The 10005-nt window shown below is 45.7% G+C and carries 11 protein-coding genes; all 11 read right to left on the bottom strand.

The genetic code is table 11. The features are described from left to right. Positions 1 to 89 precede the first annotated feature (89 nt). On the bottom strand, positions 90 to 239 hold the full coding sequence (locus tag QQ91_RS09295) for a hypothetical protein (RefSeq protein ID WP_201277399.1): 150 nt from the start codon (positions 237 to 239) through the stop codon (positions 90 to 92). 150 nt (positions 240 to 389) lie between these two features. Next, positions 390 to 1304: a class I SAM-dependent methyltransferase gene (locus QQ91_RS09290; RefSeq protein WP_236096136.1), complete on the bottom strand. Its 915-nt coding sequence runs from the start codon at positions 1302 to 1304 to the stop codon at positions 390 to 392. A 57-nt stretch (positions 1305 to 1361) separates the two neighbouring features. Beyond that, a complete protein-coding gene (locus QQ91_RS09285) occupies positions 1362 to 2246 on the bottom strand; it encodes a glycosyltransferase family 2 protein (protein ID WP_250833312.1) in 885 nt (294 codons plus the stop codon). Between the two features lie 139 nt (positions 2247 to 2385). Further along, positions 2386 to 3249, bottom strand: coding sequence for a nucleotidyltransferase domain-containing protein (locus QQ91_RS09280; protein WP_166281789.1), 864 nt, complete (start codon positions 3247 to 3249; stop codon positions 2386 to 2388). A 392-nt stretch (positions 3250 to 3641) separates the two neighbouring features. Further along, the gene (locus QQ91_RS09275) at positions 3642 to 4655 is read right to left on the bottom strand and encodes a glycosyltransferase (RefSeq protein WP_166281787.1); all 1014 of its coding nucleotides are present in this window, start codon (positions 4653 to 4655) and stop codon (positions 3642 to 3644) included. A gap of 168 nt (positions 4656 to 4823) precedes the next feature. Beyond that, positions 4824 to 5972 carry a glycosyltransferase family 4 protein gene (locus QQ91_RS09270; protein WP_166281785.1) on the bottom strand — a complete coding sequence of 383 codons (1149 nt, stop codon included), beginning with the start codon at positions 5970 to 5972 and terminating at the stop codon, positions 4824 to 4826. Between the two features lie 198 nt (positions 5973 to 6170). Further along, positions 6171 to 7487, bottom strand: coding sequence for a glycosyltransferase family 4 protein (locus QQ91_RS09265; RefSeq protein ID WP_166281783.1), 1317 nt, complete (start codon positions 7485 to 7487; stop codon positions 6171 to 6173). A gap of 5 nt (positions 7488 to 7492) precedes the next feature. Then, positions 7493 to 8233: a class I SAM-dependent methyltransferase gene (locus QQ91_RS09260; RefSeq protein WP_166281781.1), complete on the bottom strand. Its 741-nt coding sequence runs from the start codon at positions 8231 to 8233 to the stop codon at positions 7493 to 7495. A gap of 8 nt (positions 8234 to 8241) precedes the next feature. Then, positions 8242 to 9306 (bottom strand): glycosyltransferase family protein, encoded by a 1065-nt coding sequence (locus QQ91_RS09255; RefSeq protein ID WP_166281779.1) that lies wholly within the window; start codon positions 9304 to 9306, stop codon positions 8242 to 8244. A 68-nt stretch (positions 9307 to 9374) separates the two neighbouring features. Further along, the gene (locus tag QQ91_RS21725; protein ID WP_236096135.1) at positions 9375 to 9692 is read right to left on the bottom strand and encodes a Rossmann-fold NAD(P)-binding domain-containing protein; all 318 of its coding nucleotides are present in this window, start codon (positions 9690 to 9692) and stop codon (positions 9375 to 9377) included. 42 nt (positions 9693 to 9734) lie between these two features. Beyond that, complete coding sequence (locus QQ91_RS21720; RefSeq protein WP_349306863.1) at positions 9735 to 9929, bottom strand: GDP-mannose 4,6-dehydratase; 195 nt, start codon at positions 9927 to 9929, stop codon at positions 9735 to 9737. Positions 9930 to 10005 lie beyond the last annotated feature (76 nt).

The following is a 10005-nucleotide window of genomic DNA, read 5'->3' as shown; positions in this document are numbered from 1 at the left end:
CAGGTACGACTAACAGCCGTAGCAAGGCCAAATTAGGGCTCAGATCCGTTAAAGGTAGAACAGTTTGTCTGTTTTCATGGTTGAGCGGTCTAATCGGGTCGAACGGCTTCAATATAGAATGAGTCGGGTTTATAGATGGAGCCGTCGGGTTCGGTGTCCAGGTTAAAACTAGACCAGTCCGCAATGTAGCTTTCATCGGCGGTGCGCTGCTGAATTTGGGTAAAGCCGCAGTGCTGCAATAGACAGGCCAGGGAATAGCGATCGTACTATGCAGTGTTGAGTTACAAATTTCCAAAGGATTTTCTTTTGTTAAGTCTTATTGCTAACTGGGGGCTAACAACTGCCATGAAAAGTAATCAAAGTATGCCGATAAAAAATACGATATAGCCTCAAAAATTGATAAACTTTGCTCTTGCCTTTTGAACAGTAGTAATAGGATGAGTGATAAAGTTTTTAATACGGTTTTTCCAGGGCAACAAATAATACCGATTGAATTCCCTGAAGAAGAATAGTTGTTGAGAAATTCTTTCCATGCGTCGAATAAGTTTCCAGTCAGGAGTCTGATTTACTGTTTTTTGATAGATCGTCGCATGACTATTGAGACATATACCGATGGACTGTAAGCCAAAAACTTCAGCAAATTGATCAAAGCTATAGCGAAAATGAAATGTGCTTGGCAAGTGACATTTTATGCATGGATAAAAATGATTTGCAATGAGCAAATATCCATTAATATTGACTGATGAAACCATCTGTGCCAAGAGAGACAAAGGATCTGGGACATGCTCAAGGACATCTGTACACACCAGACAATCATACTGGTTATTCAGTTGACAAACAAACTTAATTCTAGAGTGATTTTGACACCGATATAGAGATTCTTGACTAGGAAATGGTTCGTAGATATCAACAATTGTTTCATCTGATTTTTCTGTGATTAGTCGTCCCAAAGTACCAAAACCGCCACCAAAATCTATGACAGATAGAAGATTATTCTTCACAATCCAGTCAGAAATAGCATTCCGATGCTGTAAGGAAAGATCGTGATTTTCTATAAAGTATCCATTTAGAAGCCAAACAGGGTGCTGATAATAAGAAGATATTTTGTCATTATTTAAGTCTAAATTATCGCAGCCCATTTCATCCCAGACTTGATCCATGAGTCTCCATAAGTCTTCTATAAAAAGAGTGTCTTCAGATGTCGGAGATGTTTCACTCAATAAGCATTCTCCTGAACGGAGCTTTCCTAACCAATAATTAATGACTTCATCTGTGGAAGTATTTTTTGTCTTAAGATCAGGCATAAAAATAACTTTAAGATAGACAATATTTAAATATCTGAGTTCTGAATTTATAAAACTCTAGAAAGCTCTATTGATATTATTAGAATTTATAATTCTGGAAATTTTGTTTTTGAGCTTTACATCAATGCGTTTTGCTTTCCTTTTAGCTAGTCCACCAAAATGGTGATCAAATGTGTACATATCTGCAGCGCGATCGCGGGCAATAAACGATGGATGCTTTAACTCCCCAATATCGCAGGTTGACATTTCGGCCCAAGGGGAATCGCTTAAAACATGGGTGCCATCCTCCCGAAATCCGATATTAGAGACAAGATTAACATTCGGCAAAACTGTTAACCCGCGATTGAGCCAACAGGTTAAAGTCCAGGCATAGTCCCAAGTATTTGGTTCTCCAAAATAATGCAGCCTCTCAAATATTTGATGCCAATAATCAACCTCTTCTGCACTATCCAATATTTCCTGCAAATATTGACCGTCACGAAACTCTGGCCAGTGAGTTAAGTTATGATCATATTGTTGCCATGCTCGTCGCCAACTGGCCCATCCCCAACAATGGTTGTAATTGGAAAAATAGTAACTTGCCTTTCCCCGACCTTTCCCATGTTGAAAATTATCACCGCTGATGCACCATATTCGTTTATCGTTGCGATAACGCTTTAAAAGCGTTTCACAATAGCTGAAAAAGCTTGGGTGAGGCAAGCAGTCATCTTCCAGAACGATCGCCTCTTCTACCTGCTCAAACGCCCAGTCGAGGCCACTGCTCACCCGCTTGCGGCAGCCTAGGTTCACATCAGAATAGTTTCGTAAGACTTCGCAATCCCAATCGATTTGCTTGGTGATGGCTCGGGCTTGTTGGCACAATTCAGTTTCAGCGTCATTGCGGGGGCCATCGGCCACTACCAGTAGCTTAGCAGGCTGGGCCTGTCGAATCGCTTCAAACACACGAGCCGTTAGATCCGGACGCCGGAAGATCAGAAAAACGACTGGGGAGGAACAAGACATAGACAGTAGGAGTGGCTTTAGTTGAGGGAATTTGTGGATGAATAGAAGGAGGGGGATAACGGATAAAGTGCCATCGCTATCATTGTTCTGCGGGTGGCTCAAGGGTGCTGATGAAATGCTCTAGGTCTGCTTGCAAGACGGTTAGACAGGTCGGCAATGCTGCTGCTAACTGATCCACTCGATCTAGGTTGAGATTAAAGCTATAGATATTTCGGACTACATGGCGGAAGGAACAATAATCATTCAGCATGGCCAGCGTTTCTGATCTCAAAACGGCAGGTCGGACGGGCCGGACGGGGGCCGCCATTTGTCGCAGCAGTTGCCGGTGCCAATCCGCTGTATCGGGAACAGAGCGATCGATGGTTTGGGCAATTTGCTTTAGGATGCGCTCTACGCCACAGTAAAAACTATGCAGGTTGAGGGCAACTGTGCCGATATAGTCTTCGTCCTGTGTGGCTCTCAGTTTATTCAGAAGAGACTGGGTTTTCTGGACTAAGGTCTTGAGTTCCTCCAGCTCTTGCTCAATTTGCCCCAATAGGATGGCCTGATCATTCATGGCTGAATCTGGGTAACACCGTCGAGGGACTTGGTCTGGCTTAAGGGGCAGGGTGGTTTCCGCTGTCATGGGCAATCCCTGCTGCACAATGGTCTGTTGCAAGCTGGGCTGAGCCGATTCAAATTGAACCAAGTCAAATAAAAAGTCCGAACTCAAGCTGGATAAATCGTTGACAGCTTGGTAGTACTGGCTATCCGGCAGACCCCACACTGCTAGGTCGATATCGGAATGACGACGAAGACTATGAGGGTTTAGCAAAGAGCCAAACAGACTGACTTTCTCAACCGGATAGGTTTCCAGCAGCAATTTGGCGGCTGTCTGGGCAACGAGCCAACCCTTTTGTCGGCGTTCTTGTTTTGCAATGGCCTGGCTGTTGGGTGTTCTCATGGTTAAAGGATAACCTCTAACCCATAGACATGGGCGAAAATCAGGATGAATTGAAACGAGGATAATCGCTCTGTATCCATTCAATCTAGGCGGATCGCCTCCTATTGGTGACGACAAAAAACTGCCTTGGTTAGGCTCAGTAGATCACAAAGTTTTCTAGAAGTCCCATCAGTCAGCCATTTCAGTGAGAAGGCTCCACTCATTCAAATCTTCTTGGATACTAGCTTATGGGAATCGCTCAGTGAGTATATCTAGATATTGCTTGCTTGTGATCTCCCTCTGACGGATAAATGGAGAGGCTGAAACCCTCATTCTCTCGCTAAAACACGGAAGTTTGTGATCTACTGAGTCTGCATGGTTACGGCACACCTCACAATTCCAGTCTGGAAAACCTAAACGAGTTGTAGTCTTTCAGCCAGAGAAAAAAGCTGAAGGGCATGGGGCGATTGTAGCGCACGGGCGTGACCGTACCATCCACCTAAATCACTTGCAAACTTCAGTTGGATTTCAGGTCGTTGGTGAGGGCGTAGAAGCATCTTGATCCAGAATTTAGCAAGTAGCTTATAAATTTGGACTGGTGTAGGAGGCAAACCCAATTGATCCACATGGGATGAGAAAGACTCTACTAAAGCGGGGGCATAACTGGATGCCGTGCCAAAATATAGACGTTGGAGATAGCTCAGGTTCGCTTTTTCTGCAGGAATTAAATGATTACACTTCAGCTCAGGGATCATGCCTGCTGCGAAACCTAACTTGATGCCTTCCCAGACAATTTGCACATCACCAGCACTAGCAAGACTTGTACCTTTGCGATCAGTAGCCTGAAGTTTGCCCTGCTCAATGGCAGATGCATACCGTTGAAGAATTTCCCGTCGGACAGCGAACCCTGTACCATTGGGGCTGTAGGATCCCCATGTTGCGGGAACACAGCTATAACCAAAGTCGAGTTGGCGTTGTTGAAACTTTTCAGGATGCTGCTCAAACCAGGGTTCAACAGGATCAACGTATTCGACAGTAATTTGACCAGGACCCCAAACTCCTACATTAGGGTAATCTCTGAAATATCGCTGCAAGACCTGCAGGTAGTTGGGAGCGGGCTCATTATCATCGTCAAAGAAAACGACAATGGGCGCAGTAGTTTCGTGGATAGCACGACAACGAGCAGCAGTCAACCCTTGCCTAGGTTCCACTACATAGCGGGCAAAGGGGATTACTTCCAGGAAGTGATGAACACAGGAAAGCTCTTTCACAGAAGTAGACGAGTTGTTATCAACCAGAATAATTTCAATTGACTTAGTGGCATCTGAAAGAGACTGAATAGCGGACAGCAAGCGCACTAACAAAGAAGGTTTTGGATTATGGGTGCAGACTGCTATTGTGAATTCTAACTTAGATATAGTTGTCATAGCCTTGTCACAGATTGAACCTAAAAGATAACTGTTTTTTTAAGAAACTGAGTAAAATCGGCCTAGAATCTGCGATGTCTGAGATAAACTGCTGACAATCTATTGTCTCCGAGAAGCTCTACAGTTGTACCTAGATAGCCTTTATTTCCTATGAAGTTTATGGTTTGGTTAGAGTTGTCCAATAAGTTTTAGTAATGTAGAACCTGGAGAAGGATCAATTTTAGCGATCGCGTCTTCATGAGCAGTATCACCCATCTGCTTCCAGTTATCCTGAGCTAGCCAAGCTCTTTCCAAGGCAGCATTTAACGACTTCGGTGATGCAGACTCCGCGATAAATCCGGTGCGTCCTTCTGTAATCCATTCCGCATTGCCACCCACATCAGTAACGACGGCAGGGCGACCGCATAACATAGCCTCTACAAGAGACAAAGGGGTACCCTCTGCTCTAGAAGGCATAACTAAGAGATGATTCTCTGCCCAAAGGAGGCGAATATCATTGATATGGCCTTTAAAGTGAATCCGATCGCGAACATCATAGTGGTGAGCAAGGTTCTCTAAGTAATCACGATCAGGTCCAGCGCCATAAAGATTGCATTCCCAGTCTCGTTCCCTCCAGATTTGTGAACTTAGAACTTCGAATAAGGCATCCTGTCCTTTAATCGGTGCTTCCAAACGAGCAACACAGGCAAAGCTGACTTTTGGCTGAATGGGCCACTCCACCTTCGTCCGATCACTTAAATTAGTAGGGTTCTGGACAACAATAGCATTTGGCAAGGTTTGGTATAGATGGCGCTCTGCCAGGTTCAGATTATGGCGAGATACAAACGCGACACCCTTTGCTTTCGAAAATACTGCTTTTATGAGAGGCTCTGTTCCTCGGCTTGGCGCAGAAACCTCAAAATTGAATTGACAAATAATCCAGAACGGGACTGAGGTGGTTAGCAAAAAATTTAACAAGTCAATGAAACATGAGATATCGTAGGAGCCACCCTGACTGATACAGATTATATCCGGTTGCCAATCATAAACAGCATGGAAGGGTGAAGGTTGATTAAACTGCAAGTAAGGAAAAGCTCGCTCTATTTTCTGTTTAATTCTTATAGCTAAAGGTGATGGTCTAGGAAACCGAGTTCGGACATGGAGTTCTGCCCCCTGCGCCTGCATTCGTGTAATGGCAGGATGATTGGTTGACCAATCATATATGGAAAGAAGAACTTCGTGGTCTTCAATCAAGGCTCTTTCCGCTGTTGCAGACCACAGATACTCGCTTCCACCCCATGAATAGCCAGCCATCAAAGTTACAAAAGCTATTTTCATGCTTGCCTCAGTTATTCCTTAGTTTTCAATGCGATCGCTAGCCCTACGTGCCCAATCCAATGATGCCTGTAAAGGTCATTTTCACCATAGTTTAGATTGATAAGAAATGCGATAAACTTCGAGAACAAGCTTTTTTACGTCAAAACTTAGAACTTCCAGCTTGTCAGACTAAAGAGGCACTGGCGACATTGTCGCTTATCATGGGTGCTTCAGAGCTGCTTGAAGAGCCAGAATAAACCGTTTAACGCGGCTTAACTGAGGCCTAGCGTGATGCTTACTTCGAATAAGAAGGCGCTTGAGCAGGGGGGGCCTACGCCGATCGCCTTCTAATAAGTCTGGATATATTGAGGGTAATACCATTTTCCGTGGGATTGGAATGGGGTAGGTGACCGTGGATCGATGACAGAGTTCAGCAATGATATTGAGCCAGCGTTGGTAGCAGACGTCTTCGCTATATTGATCGACCACTAAGGCCCTTGCTGCCCCAGAGCACTTTAACCAGAGGTCAGGATGGTTGGCAAGATGGACGATAGCTGCCGCTGCACTCTCGGGTGTGTGGTCAACCAAGAAACCCGTTTCCCTATCATGCACTAGCTCTGGGATGCCGCTAGGAATGGCTCTTGCAATGGGGACCACACCAATAGCCATGGCTTCTAGCAGGGCAACGGGGAGTCCCTCATAGTCGGACATGAGTAACAGCGCCTGGCACTGAGCTAGGTGATTTTGGACATCGCCAGGGGATAAACGACCGAGAAATTGGATTTGATCGCACAGTCCCTGCTGCTCAACCCAATTTTGAGCAGCGGTCAGCGCAGCACCCTGACCCAGTATCCAGCACTGAATGCGGGAATCTTGACGACAGGCTTGGGCCATGGCGGCTAGAACTAGGGAAATCCGTTTTTGTTCTTCAACTACCCGACCGCTAAAGGCTACCCGAAAGGGAGTATCAGAAAAGGAGGCTTGATGTGGGGGAATTGGCACTCCATAGGGAATGGATTGGGGGGACTGGGTAAGTCGCTGATCAACAGCTTTTTGGCAGATAAAGTCTGAAACGCCAACCATCACACCGATATTACTTCCTGGAGGGGTGGCTTCAGCGATCGCCCAATAGACCGGATCGTCGGAGTGGATGGTCATGGCCCAGGGTAAACCAGACTTAGCTGCTTGTTTTGCACCGTAGTGCATAGACGCAAGGCACTGAGGGAAAAAGGCTTGGGGTTGATGGCGATTGAGAAAGCGAAGTACACCTGAGACATCATCTTCTAAGTAGCGTGCTCTGGGTTCTATCTCGACGGGTACACCGGCTTGACTCAAGGATTGAAACAGCCAGGAGTCTTCTGGATCGGCGCCAAAGTGCTGCAGGTAGACGACGATGGGAATGCTGTCTTTATGGAGTCGAATGACGAAACGCTCTAGCCAAGTGGTAACGCCACCAATGTCGTGTTTAGCACCATAATGGGAAAAGGCAATGGGGTGAGCCAGAGAGCGAAGATAGTCTAAGGATGCTTTTTGCAAGGAAATCATTTTAGAAGCCGGCGAACGCGTCTAGTAACTCGCCTGGTCAATGAAGGTTTATGATGTTGGCACACATGGGCCGAGTCAGCGAAAACCGCTTCAAACAAACCTCGTTGTGATTCTTGTATAGTCAATGGCTGCTGACGTGGAGTCGGGTCTAAAACCGCACAGGCAAACCCTCCCCACATGGTGCGCGGAGCAGCAGTGTCATAGGCTTCGTAATGGTAAACTCCAGGAATGAAGTCAAGTTCTACCCATTGCACATAGGGTGAGCTATGCCAATCTGCTGTTTTCATGCCTTCGCGACAGTCGGGGTTAAAGCTATCGTGCAGAACGATGACAATCCGCCGCTTAGGCTCAAGTTTTAAAAGCGCCTCGATATCCCGACGCACACCGATTGTTGAATGATCGCCATCGATGAGTATGAATTCAAGTTCAGATGCTTGCTCATTCATCTGTTGCACAAGCTCAGGCAGAAGATTTGTGGAGTTACCGGAGCGGTACTCAACGTTGGCGAATTTTCCCTTGAGCTTGTGTGCTACGTCAGGATTGAGATCAATCGAAATCACTTTCTCAGAGAATCGAGATAAAACCTGCAACGAGCCTCCTTGATAGGTGCCAACTTCGATGGAGAGTGAAGGTTGCAGGCGTCGAAGCAGATCCTGCAAAGCAAAGCGCTCGCAGTTGGTCATCTGCCAATGCAGGTCAAAATCGGACTCATTGATTAGGATATCAGCAGAAAACATATTTAAATTTAAGCCGTGAATGAACTCTTTAATAAATGTTTAGCCTGACGAGCCCAGGCTCGCAAGGGAAGTAATTTTCGAACCGCTCTCCCATATTGATTGAGTAATTGCCGAACACCTTTTCCATATTGATTAGCCAGCCATAAACGCTCCCATCGATCTCCATTTAGGACGGTAGACTGGTGTTTTAGAGACTGAACTGCCAATACGTCTATAGGATTTTTAACTGTCCAAGGATGAGATTGTTGACAAAGGTTAGCGACCTCAGCGGCTGTAATCGATTGCTCTTGTCGTAATTTGATAAGAGCCTCGCCAAACTCTGTTTCTGGAGATGCGTGAGGTTCAGATAAATATATATGCCATATGGCAGCTCCCCAAGCTGTGTGAGGTCTAGCATGAACCTGGGCGTTGAAGCGATGCTTCAGCCAGGTAAAATTTATTCTACTGTCATGAATTGCACTATTCAACGAAGGCTGATCGTAGTGTTTACCGGTTTTTTCGCTGCAGGCTAACCATTTCTGATGCCAGAGGTTACAAAAGTCGTAAACCTCTGGTCGTTCTGCAAAAAACAGTACGCCGCCATTGACATAGTGCTTATCAGGCAGCTGCCATCCCAACGATATAAACTTCTCTTTCTCGTTACCTGGCATTTCTGCAGGATCTCCACTTCCGCTGTGATTAGGTGCAGCAGCAAAGGATGCTGTTGTCTGAAAGACTTCACTAAGATCGCCTCGAATTATGGTATCAGCATCAAGGTAGAGGAAAGGTCCGGATAGGTGCTGACGCAGAGAGGTTTTGATATAGCGATTCCGGAAACTAGCTGGACTTTCTGGTGTTGAGATATCAATGACAGTATCACAGACTTCTAAAACTGGATTCTTACAGCGATCGAGCGCCGCTTTTGAGGCAGAATCGCAACTAAGTATAATTTTCATGTTTGGATTGCTTAAACGCAGCGAAAGCATTGAGACTTGCGTCATATCAGCAAAAATGTCATTTCCGCTGCTGGTTAAGGCATAAACGCACTGATGCAACTTCTGAGTATGCTTTGCTTCGGTAGCAGTACCAACCATAATAATTTTCCGCCAATATATTACTTAATTTAAGCGTTGTAGTAAGAACGATACCAATCGACAAAATACTAAAGTCCAACTTCGATCGCAGTCGTGGGCCGATATCCGGTATCTGCCTCCAGATTTTCGATATCGGCATAGGTCTCCGGCACATCTCCCGGTTGAATCGGTAGAAATTCTTTCTTGGCTGGCACCCCTAGATGTTTTTCTAAGATCTCGATGAAATCGAGTAATCGGACCGGCTGATTATTGCCGAGATTATAGAGCCAGGGAACCGAGGGTGAACTGCAGGCTGTACTGCCTTCGGCGTTCGATTGCGGTGCACGGGGCAAAAGCTGGATGATGGCTTCGACAATATCGTCAATGTAGGTAAAGTCGCGCCGCATATCGCCGTAGTTGAACTGAGCGCATAAGTCGGATGTAGCCGATCAATCACTGAGGTCAAACGGATGAAACTCAAAGTTGGGATAATCTTGCAGTTGCGAAAGGCGATCGTGTTTCAGGGTGACGTCGTAGTAATCGTTGAGGTTGCCTATGCAGACAACTGTATGGCCAAGGTGCAGTAGCTTTTGGCTGAGATGAAAGCCAATGAAACCGGCTACACCGGTAATTAGAATATTCACTAATGAAACTTATTTGAGGAAGTATCTGGGCGATCATTCTGACTTCTGGCCTTAGAAACATGACGACTTGCAGAAG

The organism is Lyngbya confervoides BDU141951 (assembly GCF_000817775.3).
Lineage (GTDB): Bacteria > Cyanobacteriota > Cyanobacteriia > Thermosynechococcales > Thermosynechococcaceae > Lyngbya > Lyngbya confervoides.
The sequence above is the reverse complement of the archived record's forward strand: the minus strand, read 5'-3'. Positions and strand labels throughout refer to the sequence as shown.

Bases quoted from the DNA above. Each gene is read 5' to 3' on its own strand.
- QQ91_RS09280 (WP_166281789.1), bottom strand. From the start codon at position 3,249: ATGAGAACACCCAACAGCCAGGCCATTGCAAAACAAGAACGCCGACAA.
- QQ91_RS09275 (WP_166281787.1), bottom strand. From the start codon at position 4,655: ATGACAACTATATCTAAGTTAGAATTCACAATAGCAGTCTGCACCCAT.
- QQ91_RS09290 (WP_236096136.1), bottom strand. From the start codon at position 1,304: ATGCCTGATCTTAAGACAAAAAATACTTCCACAGATGAAGTCATTAAT.
- QQ91_RS09260 (WP_166281781.1), bottom strand. From the start codon at position 8,233: ATGTTTTCTGCTGATATCCTAATCAATGAGTCCGATTTTGACCTGCAT.
- QQ91_RS21725 (WP_236096135.1), bottom strand. From the start codon at position 9,692: ATGCGGCGCGACTTTACCTACATTGACGATATTGTCGAAGCCATCATC.
- QQ91_RS09255 (WP_166281779.1), bottom strand. From the start codon at position 9,306: ATGGTTGGTACTGCTACCGAAGCAAAGCATACTCAGAAGTTGCATCAG.
- QQ91_RS09270 (WP_166281785.1), bottom strand. From the start codon at position 5,972: ATGAAAATAGCTTTTGTAACTTTGATGGCTGGCTATTCATGGGGTGGA.